Genomic DNA, 14,878 nt, shown 5'->3' on the forward strand with positions numbered 1-14,878 from the left:
CAACGCAGCGCCGTCGTTCAGCGGCGTTTCGAATGCGGACGAAGTGAGCCCGGCACGCTTGCCCCGCGTCCGGGCTTTTCGTTATCCAAAAATGAGCGGCAACATCAAGCCTGCGAAAATCAACAGGCCGACGCGGTTGTTGGATTTGAAGAGTGCAAGGCACTTCTCAACATTGCCGATGTCCAGAGCCTTTATCTGATAAAAAAGCATCGCAGTGGCGACGATCAGACCTGCATATCCGAGCGGGTTAATATTCGCGATTGCGAATGCAAGGAAGAGAAACACCGCGGCTGTGCCATAAAGGGCCACCAGCCAGCCATGTGTCCTATCTCCGAACAAAAGGGCTGTGGAGCCGATGCCGACGGCCACGTCGTCATCCTTGTCCATGTGCGCATAAATCGTGTCATATCCGATCGTCCAGACAATGGCCGCACCATAAATCAGCACGGGAGCGACACTCAGAGATCCGAACTGAGCAGCCCAGCCCATCAATGCGCCCCAGGAAAAGGCAAGCCCCAAGAAAAACTGCGGCCAGTTGGTAAAGCGCTTGGCGAAGGGATAGATCGCCACGAAAACGAGTGACGACAGGCCGAGCAGGATGGCAAAACTGTTGAAGCACAGCAGCACCACCAAGCCCGCAAGCGCCTGCACCACGATGAAGATTTTCGCCTGCATGCGGGTGACACGGCCGGAGGGCAGCGGCCTCGACCGGGTGCGTGCCACCGCCATATCGATCTTGTGATCGACCAGATCGTTATAGGTGCAGCCGGCACCGCGCATGGCGACCGAGCCTGCAAAAAACAGGAAGAGGTGGAAGAGCAAGGTGGACCAGGAAAAGGTACCGATCTGCTGCGCCGCATTGGCGGCAACCGCCGCCGACCAGAAACACGGCCACATCAGAAGCTGCCAGCCGATGGGCCGATCCCACCGGGCAAGCTGCGCATAGGGCCAAAGGCCTCTCGGCAAGATCCGATAGACCCAATTGTTGGATGGCGCGTCCGAAACGCGGCCGGAAAGATCGCTGTTATGAACCATGCTGGACTTCTACCGCATCGGCTGGCGCGGCGGTAGCTGGATTCAGCTTTTGTTAGGGTCTGTCCTTATGTTCGTTGAGGCAGCAAAAGCGCCGCTCAAAAAACCACCTTTTCCAGGGATTCCCGCGTCTTCTCGAACTCCATCAACCTTGCCTCGTTGCTGGCGATGTAATCACGATTATCGGGCACCACCCCACCGCGCTTGGCAAGCTGAATCTGGAAGATGTGGAAGTTCTCATGGGTGAAGGCCATTTCGGAGCCAGCCAGATAGAATTCCCACATGCGGAAGAAGCGATCATCGTAAAGCGCCACGGCTTCCGCCTTCCTTGCCACGAAACGCTCGCGCCAGTGGCGCAGCGTATGCGCGTAATGCATGGGGAGGATTTCGATGTCCTTTACAAGCAGCCCCGTCTTTTCGATGGCTGGCAGAACCTCGGCCAATGAGGGAATATAACCGCCGGGGAAAATATATTTTTCGATGAACGGGTTCGTGGCAAGTGCCGGATAGGGTTGGCCAATAGAGTGCAACAGCATGACGCCGTCATCCTCCAACACCTCCGCTGCCTTCTGGAAGTACTCCCTGTAATGCGTCGGGCCGACATGTTCGAACATGCCTACGGAGACGATGCGATCATACTTCTTGTCCGGCGGTAGGTAGCGGTAATCCTGCAGCTCGAAGCGAACGATATCCGTCAGGCCCCGCTTCTGCGCCCGATCCCGCGAGACGCGGAGTTGCTCCTCGCTGAGCGTAACACCGGTGACATCCACGCCGGAACTTTCAGCCAGATACATGGCCATGCCGCCCCAGCCGGAGCCGATCTCAAGCACGCGATGCCCCGGCTCGGGCATCAGCTTGGCGACGATATGGCGCTTCTTCGCCACCTGCGCCTCATCCAGCGAAATGCCGGGAGGATTGAAATAGGCGCAGGAATATTGCCAGTCCTGATCGAGAAAAAGATCAAAGAGCTTGGCGCTCAAATCATAATGGTGCGCAACGTTCTGCTTGTTGTGATTGAAGGGCAGATGCATCTTGATGCGTGAGGCGATGATGCGCGCCATGCCGCGCCAGACCATGCCGAAGGTCAGTGCTTCAGAGAGCGTATTGCTTTTGACCAAGGCCAGGAAGTCGTAGATGTCGCCTTCGACGACCGACATTCGGCCCTCCATGTACATTTCGGCAAGCTTCAGTGCCGGGTCGGCGGCGATTTCGTCCATCGCCTGCTCATCACTGAAGCTCAGTGCGACGCGCTTGCCGCGTCCGTCTCCGAAGGACTGAAGACCGCTTGGACCCGTGACGATCAGGTTTCCGGTCTTGACGATTTTATCAAGCAGGGCATGCAGAGACGAGGCCATATTACCCCCAATAAGCTAAGTCTCACTTATCAAGTGCCTGTTACCGTATCTCTTTCCGCCAGAGTTGCAAGACGGGGTAGTTTCAAAAATACTGATTGATTTCGTGGAACAAAACGGCCCTTACTCAGTAGGTAAGAGCCATTTTATGTAAATCAGCGGCGCTTCATGGCCTCCGCCAAAGCCGCTGCCAGCGCGCCTCCGGATTGCGCAGGCTCCGCACGGTCTTTCGGCTTTGCGCTGGCGTGGCGCATGGCATTGGCATTGCCCTTTTCGCGCATCGGCTGAGGCGCTGCCTCGCCACCGTCCTTTCGCATCGTGAGACCGATCCGCTTGCGCTTCACATCGACTTCAACCACGCGAACTTTGACGACGTCTCCGGCCTTCACCACCTCATGCGGATCCTTGATGAAACGATCCGCCAACTGGCTGACATGCACCAGGCCATCCTGGTGAACGCCGATATCCACGAAGGCGCCAAAGGCAGCCACGTTGGTGACAGTGCCTTCCAGCAGCATGCCGGGCTTAAGGTCGGTGATTTTATCCACACCGTCCGCGAAGGTCGCGGTCTTGAAGCTCGGGCGTGGGTCGCGGCCAGGTTTTTCCAGCTCCGCGATGATGTCCTTGACGGTCGGCAGGCCGAAACGGTCATCGATAAAGAGCTTGGGGTCGAGCGCCTTCAAAGTGGCGCTGTCACCCATGACGGTTCTGAGATCGCGCCCACAGGCGGCGACGATCTTCTTTGCCACATCATAGGCTTCCGGGTGGACGGAGGATGAGTCGAGCGGCTCCTTGCCATTTGGGATCCGCAGGAAGCCGGCGCATTGCTCGAAGGTGCGCTGGCCAAGACGCGGCACCTTCAACAACTCCTTGCGGCTGGCGAATGGCCCGACCTGATCCCGATGCAGCACGATAGCATCGGCAATCGAGGTTCCAAGACCAGATACCCGCGCCAGAAGCGGCGCGGACGCCGTATTGAGATCAACACCGACGGCGTTCACCGCATCTTCTACCACCGCATCGAGAGAGCGGGACAGCTTGCCCTGATCGACGTCGTGCTGATACTGCCCGACGCCGATGGACTTCGGCTCGATCTTCACGAGTTCGGCGAGTGGATCCTGCAGACGACGGGCAATCGAAACGGCACCGCGTAGCGAAACATCGAGATTAGGAAATTCGGCCGCAGCGCGCTCAGACGCGGAGTAAACCGAAGCTCCAGCTTCCGAGACGATGACCTTCGTAGGCTTTGGCCCATTGATTTGGGTCAGCATGTCGGTGACCAGCTTTTCGGTCTCGCGGCTACCGGTACCGTTGCCGATGGCGATCAGTTCGACGCCGTACTTGCGGATGAGTGAGGCCAGCTCGGCCTGCGTGCCGCGGATATCGTTCTTCGGCGGGAACGGATAGACCGTCGTGGTTTCCAGCAGCTTGCCGGTGCCATCCACGATGGCAACCTTGACGCCGGTGCGAATGCCCGGATCGAGACCCATGGTCGGGCGCGAGCCAGCGGGTGCCGCGAGCAGCAGGTCTTTCAGATTGCGGGCAAAGACATGGATCGCCTCTTCTTCCGCCCGCTCGCGCAACTCGCGCATCAGGTCGAGCGACAGCGACATGGAGAGCTTGACGCGCCAGGTCCAGCCCGCCACCTCCATCAGCCACTGGTCGGAGGGACCGGCATTGCGGATGTCGAAAGCAGCGGCGATGGTGCGTTGTGCAGGCTTTACTGGCGACGGGTCGTCGGCATCCACATCGATCGTCAGGGTCAGAACTTCCTCGTTCCAGCCGCGCAACATGGCAAGCGCCCGGTGGCCCGGTACCGTTGCCCATTTTTCCGTGTGGTCGAAATAGTCGGAAAATTTCTCGCCTGCTGCCTGCTTGCCATCCACCACCTTGGCGCGAAGCATGGCGTTCTGGCGCATATAGTCGCGCAGACGCTTCAGGAGGTCGGCATTTTCCGTCATGGTTTCGGCGACGATATCGCGCGCACCCTCAAGTGCTGCCTTAACATCGGGGATTTCGCCCTTCACATAGGCTTCCGCAAGCTTTGACGGATCGGCTGCACGGTTGTCCCAGATCGCTTCTGCCAGAGGACCGAGGCCACGTTCTCGAGCGATTTCCGCTCTCGTGCGGCGCTTCGGCTTATAGGGGAGGTAAAGATCTTCCAGTTCCGCCTTGGTCACCGCCTGCATGATCTTCAGCATCAACTCGTCGGTCATCTTGCCTTGACCATTGATGGATTCGACAATCGATGTGCGGCGGGCATTCAGTTCCCGCAGATAGGACAGTCGCTCGGCGAGAGTACGCAGCTGCGTATCGTCCAGACCGCCGGTCACCTCCTTACGATAGCGCGCAATGAACGGAACGGTTGCCCCCTCATCCAGAAGCTGGATCGCCGCCTTCACCTGCTCGGCGCGGGCGTTGATTTCGGAGGCGATAAGGGACGGGAGGCGGGCATTGTCTGCGGACATAAGGGTGTCTGACCTGTTCTTGAAAACTGCCCGAACATAGAGGCTGATTGTGGCATGACAACACAGAGACAAAGCGATTCCACAGAAAAGCGGCGGCCTTCGACTGCCTTTTGCCTTGACCTTTCGCCCCCCTGCCCTTAACGCCGCAAGAAATTGGAAACAGGGGTGTCGAGCATGAAAGTTCTGTTGATCGGTTCCGGCGGACGCGAGCATGCGCTGGCATGGAAAATTGCCCAGTCCCCTCAACTGACCAAGCTCTTTGCCGCCCCCGGCAATCCAGGCATTGCCGAACATGCGGAACTGGTGTCGCTGAACGTCGAAGACCACGCTGCGGTCGTGGCGTTCTGCCGTGAACAGTCCATCGACTTCGTGGTCGTCGGCCCGGAAGCACCGCTGGTTGCCGGTCTGGCGGACGATCTTCGCGCTGCAGGTTTTGCCACCTTCGGTCCTTCCAAAGATGCGGCACAGTTGGAGGGCTCCAAGGGCTTCACCAAGGATCTCTGTGCCCGCTACGACATCCCGACCGGCGCCTATCAGCGCTTCAAATCCGCCGAGCCAGCAAAGGCCTATATTCGCGAGCAGGGCGCGCCGATCGTCATCAAGGCCGATGGGCTCGCTGCAGGCAAGGGCGTGACCGTCGCAATGACCGAAGCGGAAGCGCTCGCCGCCGTCGACGATTGCTTCGACGGTGCCTTCGGCGCTGCCGGTGCGGAAGTGGTGGTCGAAGCCTTCCTGGATGGCGAGGAGGCAAGCTTCTTCTGCCTGTCCGACGGCAAGACGGCGCTGGCACTCGCGACCGCACAGGACCACAAGCGCGTCGGAGACGGCGACACCGGACCCAACACGGGTGGAATGGGCGCTTACTCCCCCGCCCCGGTGATGACCGACAAGATGGTTCAGCGGACGATGCGCGAGATCATCCAGCCGACGATCGAGGGCATGGCAAAGGACGGCAACCCGTTCTCAGGCGTTTTCTTCGCAGGCTTGATGATCACCAAGAAGGGCCCGGAGCTCATCGAATACAATGTGCGCTTCGGCGACCCGGAATGCCAGGTGCTGATGATGCGCCTCAAGAGCGACCTTCTCCCAATCCTCTACGCCACCGCCACTGGTACACTTGATCAGGTCACGGCCGAATGGCGCGACGACCCCGCTTTGACCGTGGTTCTCGCCTCCAAAGGCTATCCTGCAGCATATGACAAGAACACGCCCATCGCCTTCATTCCTCAGGAGAGCGAGGACGCCAAGGTGTTTCATGCCGGCACCGCCCTCAAGGACGGACAACTCGTGGCCACAGGCGGGCGCGTGCTCAACGTCACGGCGTTTGGCAGCACGGTCAGCGAAGCACAGGCCCGCGCCTACGAGCTGGTCGATGCGGTCAAATGGGAAAACGGCTTCTGCCGCCGCGATATCGGTTGGCAGGCTGTGGCGCGTGAGAACGGGTAGAAATCGGCCTTTCGCTCAATTTTTACCAAATATCCTGACCGGATGGAAAGGAAGACTCCGTAGGATCGTGGTTGTTTAAAGCGGCGATCAGACCGCGGGCTACGGGGTTGCGTATGTTTAGAATTGTTTTGACGGCGGGTATGTTGTTCATCGGCGGCACGGCGATGGCATCCTCGATCGAGGTTCTGCATGGCGGCAAGACATCGAATGGAAGCGTGCTGATCATTACCTGCGACGCATGCTCTTCCGCCCCCGTGGCGGGCAAGGCGCTGACGAAGGCTGTTCTGAAGCGCGGAACGCAAAATATATCGACGCGTGACGTTGATGGCCGCAAGGAGACGGTTCGGACCGAAGCGTGGCTCGGCGGCTCGCCCGTGACCTTCGTCAGCAGCAATCCTCTATGGCTGCCTCAAGACCGTTCCCAACCAGTTGTTGCCGAGCACACGCCTGCCGTGGTGGAACACCAGATCACGCTTGAAGGCAATCCAGTGCTCACCCAGCACGACCAGCCTGTCTTGGCGGGTGCCGATGGACTGGACAACATCACTTTGATGTCGATACGTCCCTCTCACTGATCGTCCCAGGGCTTACCCTTGTGATCTTGGCTCACGGTTGCGGCGTCAAAAGATATAATTGACGCTTGAACTCCCGAGAACCTGTTTTTCCGACGCATATATTTGAACATTTATCAATTCTAAAGCTGTTTGTGAGACTTCTTTAATAGGCGAAGTCGCAACACGGATGGTGTGCTTCCCTGATGACAACCATTCAGTTTTAGGGCGCCTCGAAGGGCCGCCCGTCATTTCGAGAGCGCCGATGAAGAACCTCCCAATCTCACGCCAGTTGATCCTGCTTGTCATCGCACTCATGGCGGCGTTTACACTGGCGACCTATTTCCAGATCAAGTCCTCGGTCAACGCTATCTATGAAGAGCGTTACAATATGCTGAGGACCCAGGTTCAGTCCTCGATTTCGATCCTGCAATCCTACTATGACAAGGAAAAAGCAGGGACGCTAAGCCGAGAAGAAGCACAACGCCAGGCTTTCGCCATCGTGACATCGATGAAGTTTGTGCCGGACGGCTACATGTTCGGCTACGACTACGATGTGAAGATGCTTTTCCATCCGGATGCGAAGCGTGTCGGTCAAAGCTTCAAGGGCAAGCCGGATTCTCAAGGCTTCAACTATCGCGACGAACTGGTGCGACTTGGCCGTGCAGGTGGCGGTGAGACGAGCTTCTACGGTCCAAAACCCGGCCAGGAAGGCGATACCTTCCTGAAGAGTTCCTATGCCATGGCCTTCGAACCCTGGCAGGTTGTCGTGGTCACTGGCGTTTACGTCGACGATCTTCAGGCGCAGGTTCGTTCGACGGTCATCAAAGCTGTTTCGCTTGGGCTCGTCGTGTTCCTGCTTGGTATTGCTCTCGCCTTCTACGTCATCAAAGGCATTACCGGTCCGCTCGCGAAGATCCATCGCGCACTGGGAGACGTTGCCAATGAGAACGTGTCGATCGCCATTCCTCACACTGAAATGAAGAACGAAGTCGGCATGATGGCGAAGGCGATCGAGTCTCTTCAGCAGAAGATCCGCGAACGTCACGCGATGCAAAGGCGCCAGGACGAGCAGCAGTCGCAGCTCGATGCCGAACGCCAGACCAATATCGACATGCAGCGCGACGAAGCGGAGCTTCAGGCCCGCGTGGTCTCCACCATCGGCGAGGCCCTGGAAAAGCTGGCTGCGGGTGACTTGACGGTTCGCTGTGGCGATCTCGGCGCACGCTATGCCGATCTGCGTGCCAACTTCAACGAGGCGATCTCGCATCTCGACGCGGCAATGGCGAAGGTCAATGCCAAGAGCATCGATATTGGCGGCTCGAAGGAAGAAATTCGCAAGGCCTCCAACGAACTGTCGCAACGCACCGAACGCCAGGCCGCAAATCTCGAGGAAACATCCGCGGCTCTGGACGAATTGACGGTGGCCGTGCGCCAGACCTCCGATGGTGCCAGCGAGGCGGCAAAACGCGTCACCTCCATCAGCAGTGATGCAAGCCATAGCGACACCATTGTCGAGCAGGCGATCGGCGCGATGAGCGGCATCGAGCAGTCGGCGAACGAGATATCCAAGATCATCGGCGTGATTGACGATATCGCCTTCCAGACGAACCTCCTCGCGCTGAACGCAGGTGTGGAAGCGGCGCGTGCTGGCGAGGCAGGCAAGGGCTTTGCTGTGGTTGCGCAGGAGGTGCGCGAGCTGGCACAGAAATCCGCCGCCGCTGCCAAGGAGATCAAGGATCAGATCGCCCGTTCTTCAAACCAGGTGAAGAACGGCGTTCATCTGGTCGGCGAAGCTGGCAATGCGTTGAAGCGTATCTCCGATCAGATCAAGTCGGCGAGCGACATCGTCAGCAAGATTGCGCATTCTGCTGCCGAACAGGATACGACGCTACGCTCCATCTCCTCTTCGCTCAACCAGTTGGACGCTGCAACGCAGCACAACGCCGCCATGGCCGAAGAGACGACGGCGTCTGCCGAGGCACTGGCGCATGATACCGAGGAATTGCTGACACTGATCCGTACTTTCCGCGTATCCCAGCATCAGTCCGGTTCGCTCCACGGCTTGGCGCACCAGATGCGCATGGCAAGCTGATCGCGATAAACACGGTTGATTTGATTGACGCCGGGGAGACTTCTCCGGCGTTTTTTATTGGGTGATGCTGTCGAGACGGTCGATGTCCGTATGCGAGAATACCTTGATCCCCGCTCGTGACAGCAGGGCCGCCGTCACGCCATGTCCCGCATGTTTGACGCCTGAAAACGTCCCGTCATAGATGGCGATCGAGCCGCAGGACGGGCTTCCATCGATCAGCAGGGCATAGGCGCAGCCGTGCTGTTTCGCGAAGGCGAGAGCCTTGTTTGCCCCAGCAATAAACTCGTCCGTTACATCCGCACCGGTGATCTCCAGCACGCGCGCCCTGCCCTCCAGAACATCCAATCCGGACGCGCCGTTTTCGATTTCCGCAGGAGGGCGTGGAACAGGCATGCCGCCTGCCATTTCCGGACAGATCGTCACGAGACGGCCCTCACCCTGCCATCGCTCGATGGCGGGATGATGGAGCGGGTTGCCCTTGCCGTCATATCGGACGGCGTGGCCGAGAAGACAGGCGCTGATGAGGATGTTGGACGTCATCAGCGCTGAACCTTCTTATCCCGTGATCTTGGAGAAATCCGCGACTGTACCGGTGGCTTCGCGGATCGCTTTGAGCAGTGCCAGACGGTTGGCGCGGATGGCAGCGTCTTCGTCATTGACGAGAACATCGTTGAAGAAGGTGTCGACGGGCGCACGCAGCGTCGACAACGCCTGCATGGCAGAGCGGAAGTCTTCCGCCGCGACGGCCTTGGCCGCATCGGCAGAAGCCGTCTTGATCGCCGCATGAAGCGCCTTCTCGGCATCGAGCTTGAGGAGTTCGTCCGCTACGCCATCGGCAACAACGGTGCCCTTCTTTTCTTCGGCGGCCAGAAGTTGCGTCGCGCGCTTGGTCCCGGCCAGCAGGTTCTTGCCATCCTCACCGGTGATGAAGGCGGTCAGCGCCTCCACACGGCGGGCGACCATCAGCAGGTCATCGGAGTCCGGCGTCAGCACCGCTTCGATCAGATCGTAGCGGGCGCCAAGATCACGCAGATAGACCTTCAGACGATCATGGAAGAAGGAAAGCAAATCGGTGTCCTTGACGACCGTCAATAGCGGCAATCGAACGCTGCGCTCCAGTATAATGCGCACGACGCCGAGAGCGGCGCGACGTAGCGCAAACGGGTCCTTGGAGCCGGTTGGCTTTTCATCGATCGCCCAGAAGCCGGTCAGCGTATCCAGCTTGTCAGCGAGCGCCACGGTGATTGCCACCTTGTCGGACGGCACGCGATCGGACGGGCCTTGCGGCTTGTAATGGTCCTCGATCGCCGCAGCGACGCTTTCGTTTTCGCCCTGCAGGAGCGCATATTTGCGTCCCATCAGACCCTGCAGTTCCGGGAATTCGCCGACGGCTTCCGTGCGCAGATCGGCCTTCGCCAAAACCACGGCACGATCAACGAGAGCAGCATCGGCGCCGATGACGGGCGCGAGTTGCTTTGCCAGTTCGCGGATACGCGTGACGCGCTCGCCCTGCGTGCCGATCTTGGCATGGAAGGTGACATTCAGCGCGTCGAGCTTCGCGATGCGCTGGTCGAGCGGCTTGCTGAGATCGAGGTCGAATTTCTTCGCGGAGTCCGTCAAGGTTTCGAGGTCCGGTAGATCGCCCTGATCGCGCGTCCAGAAGTGCTTGGCGTCCGACAGGCGTGCACGCACGACCTTGCCGTTGCCGTGAACGATTTCCTTGCCGCCATCGCTCGCCTGGATGTTGGACACCAGAATGAAGCGGTTCGACAGACCTTCTTCGGCGCCTTGCGGACGGGTGACGAAGCATTTCTGGTTGGTCTTGATCGTCAGCCGGATGATCTCCGCCGGAATCTGCAGATAGTCTTCTTCGAAGCTACCGATCAATACCTGCGGCCATTCGACCAGACCGGAGACCTCTTCCAGCAGGCCTTCGTCTTCCACGAGGTCGAGACCATTGGCGAAAGCCAGGTCCTTTGCATCATGCAGGATGATATCCTTGCGGCGTTCCGCATCGAGAATGACCTTCGCCTTTTCAAGGCTCGCGACATAGTCATCGAAGCGGCGCACGGTGATGGCGTCTGGCGCGTGGAAGCGATGGCCATAGGTGACATTACCGGCGACGATGCCATCGATCTCGAAGGCAATGACCTGCGTCTCATCATGTTCGGGTCCGAACAGGCAGACGATGGATTGCAGCGGGCGCACCCAGCGAAGGCTTTCCGAACCCTTGCCCTCAATACCGCCATAGCGCGAACCCTTAGGCATGGACGCAGCACCGGAGCGCATGGATTTCGGCCAGGGGAAGGTGCGGATGATGCCGGGCATCACATCGGCGATGATCTCTTCGGCGGCGCGACCCGGCTTGTTGATGATGGCGACATAGAAGTCGCCCTTCTTCGGATCGGAGACGACCTGCGCCTCAGAAATATCGCTCAGGCCCGCGCCGCGCAGAAAGCCTTCGATGGCCTTTTCATTGGCATCGGTGCGCGGTCCCTTCTTCTCCTCGCGCACATCGGCAGAGCGTGCGGTCAGACCACGGATATCCAGCGTCAGGCGGCGCGGCGTCCAGTATTCGCGTGCACCCTCATAGCTCAGGCCCGCTTCCACCAGCGCATCGGTGACGAGCTTCTTCAGATCGCCAGCCGCTTTCCGCTGCATACGGGCAGGGATTTCCTCGGAGCGGAGTTCAAGCAGAAGATCGGGCATATTGGTTTTCCGGTGTCAGAGATATTCGGGTTCGGATTTTTCGGTTGGCCTCTGCTAGCAAAATTTGCCACAGATGCACAATGTAAATATCGGAACGAGCGTCGCGAGACGGTACTCTGCTCTCCCGCTACAGCGTGACGGAAGTTCTTGACCCGCAACCCTTGCCATGGCACCTGTCCGCAATCGAAGTAAGTCCTTACTTATCCTCTCTTAACCCAAGATGACCGCAATGACCCACGTTCCAGACCATATGAACCCCAAGCGTTCCTTTCAGGCGCTGATCCTGACGCTGCATAATTACTGGGCGGACAAGGGCTGCGCCGTGTTGCAGCCATATGATATGGAAGTGGGTGCGGGTACGTTTCATCCGGCAACGACATTGCGTGCGCTTGGTCCGAAGCCATGGAAAGCGGCTTATGTGCAGCCATCCCGCCGTCCGTCTGATGGACGCTATGGCGAGAACCCCAACCGCTTGCAGCATTACTATCAGTATCAGGTCATTCTGAAGCCGAACCCTTCCAACCTCCAGGAGCTTTACCTCGGCTCGCTGAAGGCGATCGGTCTCGATCCGCTGCTGCATGACGTGCGCTTCGTCGAGGACGACTGGGAAAGCCCGACACTGGGTGCCTGGGGTCTTGGCTGGGAATGCTGGTGCGACGGCATGGAAGTGTCGCAGTTCACTTACTTCCAGCAGGTCTGCGGCATTGAATGCTCGCCGGTTGCGGGTGAGTTGACCTATGGCCTCGAGCGCCTCGCCATGTATGTCCAGGGCGTCGACAATGTCTACGACCTGAACTTCAATGGCCGCGACGGCGAGGAAAAGATTTCCTACGGCGACGTCTTCCTGCAGGCTGAGCAGGAATATTCCCGCCACAATTTCGAATATGCCGACACCGCCATGCTGCATCGCCATTTCATCGATGCCGAGAAGGAGTGCCAGGCGCTTCTGGCTGCCGGTGCACCCGGCGACAACGCCAACCAGATGCTGCACAAATGTGTGTTTCCCGCCTATGATCAGTGCATCAAGGCATCGCACGTCTTCAACCTTTTGGATGCGCGCGGCGTAATCTCGGTGACCGAGCGTCAGAGCTATATTCTGAGGGTACGCACCTTGGCAAAGGCCTGCGGTGAAGCGTTTTTGATGACGGATGCTGGTGGCTTGAGCTGGAACAAGGCGGCCTGACGCCTTTAAGCGCGACGTGACGAAGATCGATCCAGGTCTTCTTGTTCTTGCGCTCAACAGTCAGGTGGTGAAGCGGGGCGCGTCTGATGGGTGCGGCTCGCCGGATTTCGTGAGGGGGAAGCTTGCATGTTCACCGCATTGGCCATCGTTGCGCTTGTCGCGCTCTATATCGTCTTTACCTATAACGGCCTCGTCAAAGCGCGGCAGATGAAGGAAGAGGCATGGTCGGGCATCGACGTGCAGTTGAAGCGCCGTGCCGACCTTATCCCCAATCTCATCGAAACGGTGAAGGGCTACGCGGCCCACGAGAAAAGCACCTTCGAAGAGGTCGTCTCCCTGCGCAACCAGGCGCAGGCGGTGCCCGCCGGGGATGTCGAGGGGCGCGCCAAAGCGGAAGGCCTGCTCGGTCAGGCTCTCGGAAAGCTCTTTGCTCTGGCAGAAGCCTATCCCGACCTCAAGGCTAACCAGAATTTCGTCGAATTGCAGCGCTCGCTCGAAACGCTGGAAAGCGAAATCCAGATGTCTCGCCGCTACTACAACGGTGCTGCGCGTGACCTGAACGTCAAGGTGGAAAGCTTTCCCTCCAACCTGATCGCCGGCCAATTCGGCTTTGCGAAAGCGCCCTATTTCGAAATCACCAACGAGGCGGATCGCGCCGTTCCCGCCGTGAAATTCTGAGACTTGAAAGCCAGTCTACTGGCGAGAAGACGATAAAGACATGATCGAACTGACCATCACCCCGCCCGGCCAACCGCTTTCCGGTAAGGTTGAGCCGCCCGGCTCCAAATCCATCACCAATCGTGTGCTGCTTCTGGCGGGCCTTGCTAAAGGCACGAGCCGACTGACGGGCGCGCTGAAGAGCGACGACACGCTCTATATGGCGGAAGCCTTGCGGGCGATGGGTGTGACGGTCACGGAGCCGGACGCGACCACCTTCGTCGTCGAGAGCTCGGGCATTCTCACCGCACCCGAAAAGCCGCTCTTCTTGGGCAATGCCGGCACGGCGACGCGCTTCCTGACAGCGGCGGTCGCATCGGTAAACGGCACGGTCGTCGTCGATGGCGACGAGCATATGCGCAAGCGTCCGATCAAGCCGCTGGTGGACGCACTGACAGCCTTGGGGATCGAGGCGGAAGCGCAGACCGGCTGCCCGCCTGTCACGGTCAAGGGCAATGGCCGAGGCTTCACCAGGGACAGCGTTACGATCGACGGCAATCTTTCCAGCCAATATGTTTCGGCGCTTCTGATGGCCGCTCCTTGCGGCACGCAGACGCTCGACATCATTCTGGCGGGAGAAGATATCGGCGCGAAAGGCTATATCGATCTGACGGTTGCCGCCATGGAAGCCTTCGGCGCCAAGGTTGAGCGCGTCAGCAATGCCATATGGCGCGTATACCCGACGGGCTACAAGGCGACGGATTTTCACATCGAGCCCGACGCATCCGCTGCGACCTATCTCTGGGGGGCGGAGTTGCTGACCGGCGGCAAGATCGATATCGGAACGCCAGCCGAAGCTTTCACCCAGCCGGATGCCAAGGCGCATGCGGTCATGGCGCAATTCCCCAACCTGCCCGCCGAAATCGACGGCAGCCAGATGCAGGACGCCATTCCCACCATTGCCGTGCTGGCCGCCTATAACAACACGCCGGTGCGCTTCGTCGGCATTGCCAATCTGCGCGTCAAGGAATGCGATCGCATTCGGGCGCTCTCTCTTGGTCTTAATCAGATCAGGGACGGCCTTGCGCATGAAGAGGGCGACGACTTGATCGTCCATGCCGATCCGGCGCTGGCGGGACAGGTGGTTCACGCTTCCATCGACACATTCCATGACCACCGCATCGCCATGAGCTTTGCGCTGGCGGGGTTGAAGACGGGCGGCATCGCCATTCAGAATCCCGCCTGCGTGGGCAAGACCTATCCGGGATATTGGAAGGCGCTGGCCGCCCTCGGCGTCACCTATCAGGAAGTGGAAAAGCCGGTTTAAAACGCGCTTGGCGCAACGGATCGGCTCGAGAAGCACACACCATCTGGAGAGATCGCAC

The 14,878-nt window shown here is 59.1% G+C and carries 11 protein-coding genes; 6 read left to right on the forward strand and 5 right to left on the reverse strand.

Annotated elements, in window-relative coordinates; translation table 11 throughout:
- Positions 1–81: 81 nt before the first annotated feature.
- From ubiA to AC07U5_RS11555, 3 genes are all read right to left on the reverse strand, one after another.
- On the reverse strand, positions 82–1,035 hold the full coding sequence (gene ubiA, locus AC07U5_RS11545) for a 4-hydroxybenzoate octaprenyltransferase (RefSeq protein ID WP_494723064.1): 954 nt from the start codon (positions 1,033–1,035) through the stop codon (positions 82–84).
- Positions 1,036–1,130: 95 nt separating this feature from the next.
- The gene (locus tag AC07U5_RS11550) at positions 1,131–2,387 is read right to left on the reverse strand and encodes a cyclopropane fatty acid synthase (RefSeq protein WP_494723065.1); all 1,257 of its coding nucleotides are present in this window, start codon (positions 2,385–2,387) and stop codon (positions 1,131–1,133) included.
- Between the two features lie 152 nt (positions 2,388–2,539).
- Positions 2,540–4,852, reverse strand: coding sequence for a Tex family protein (locus AC07U5_RS11555; RefSeq protein WP_494723066.1), 2,313 nt, complete (start codon positions 4,850–4,852; stop codon positions 2,540–2,542).
- Between the two features lie 174 nt (positions 4,853–5,026).
- On the opposite strand from AC07U5_RS11555, the gene purD reads away from it, so the two are divergent.
- From purD to AC07U5_RS11570, 3 genes are all read left to right on the forward strand, one after another.
- Positions 5,027–6,298 (forward strand): phosphoribosylamine--glycine ligase, encoded by a 1,272-nt coding sequence (gene purD / locus AC07U5_RS11560; protein WP_494723067.1) that lies wholly within the window; start codon positions 5,027–5,029, stop codon positions 6,296–6,298.
- Positions 6,299–6,411: 113 nt separating this feature from the next.
- Entirely contained in the window at positions 6,412–6,873 is a 462-nt protein-coding gene (locus AC07U5_RS11565) for a plant virulence effector HPE1-like domain-containing protein (protein WP_494723068.1), read from the forward strand.
- A gap of 241 nt (positions 6,874–7,114) precedes the next feature.
- Positions 7,115–8,944 (forward strand): methyl-accepting chemotaxis protein, encoded by a 1,830-nt coding sequence (locus AC07U5_RS11570; protein WP_494723069.1) that lies wholly within the window; start codon positions 7,115–7,117, stop codon positions 8,942–8,944.
- A gap of 54 nt (positions 8,945–8,998) precedes the next feature.
- Here the strand turns inward: AC07U5_RS11570 and AC07U5_RS11575 are convergent, their stop codons facing one another.
- Both AC07U5_RS11575 and glyS read right to left on the reverse strand, forming a co-directional pair.
- Positions 8,999–9,484 carry a 2-thiouracil desulfurase family protein gene (locus tag AC07U5_RS11575; RefSeq protein WP_494723070.1) on the reverse strand — a complete coding sequence of 162 codons (486 nt, stop codon included), beginning with the start codon at positions 9,482–9,484 and terminating at the stop codon, positions 8,999–9,001.
- A gap of 15 nt (positions 9,485–9,499) precedes the next feature.
- On the reverse strand, positions 9,500–11,653 hold the full coding sequence (glyS, locus tag AC07U5_RS11580; protein WP_494723071.1) for a glycine--tRNA ligase subunit beta: 2,154 nt from the start codon (positions 11,651–11,653) through the stop codon (positions 9,500–9,502).
- Between the two features lie 220 nt (positions 11,654–11,873).
- Here glyS and AC07U5_RS11585 point away from each other — a divergent pair, with 220 nt between their 5' ends.
- The 3 genes from AC07U5_RS11585 to AC07U5_RS11595 all read left to right on the forward strand — a co-directional run bounded on the left by AC07U5_RS11585 (position 11,874) and on the right by AC07U5_RS11595 (position 14,820).
- Positions 11,874–12,836 (forward strand): glycine--tRNA ligase subunit alpha, encoded by a 963-nt coding sequence (locus tag AC07U5_RS11585; RefSeq protein ID WP_494723072.1) that lies wholly within the window; start codon positions 11,874–11,876, stop codon positions 12,834–12,836.
- A gap of 126 nt (positions 12,837–12,962) precedes the next feature.
- On the forward strand, positions 12,963–13,514 hold the full coding sequence (locus AC07U5_RS11590) for a LemA family protein (RefSeq protein WP_494723073.1): 552 nt from the start codon (positions 12,963–12,965) through the stop codon (positions 13,512–13,514).
- 40 nt (positions 13,515–13,554) lie between these two features.
- Positions 13,555–14,820, forward strand: a complete 1,266-nt coding sequence (locus AC07U5_RS11595; protein ID WP_494723074.1) for a 3-phosphoshikimate 1-carboxyvinyltransferase — start codon at positions 13,555–13,557, stop codon at positions 14,818–14,820.
- Positions 14,821–14,878: the final 58 nt, after the last annotated feature.

It is taken from the genome of Agrobacterium sp. GW821-FHT02D03 (genome assembly GCF_059421725.1).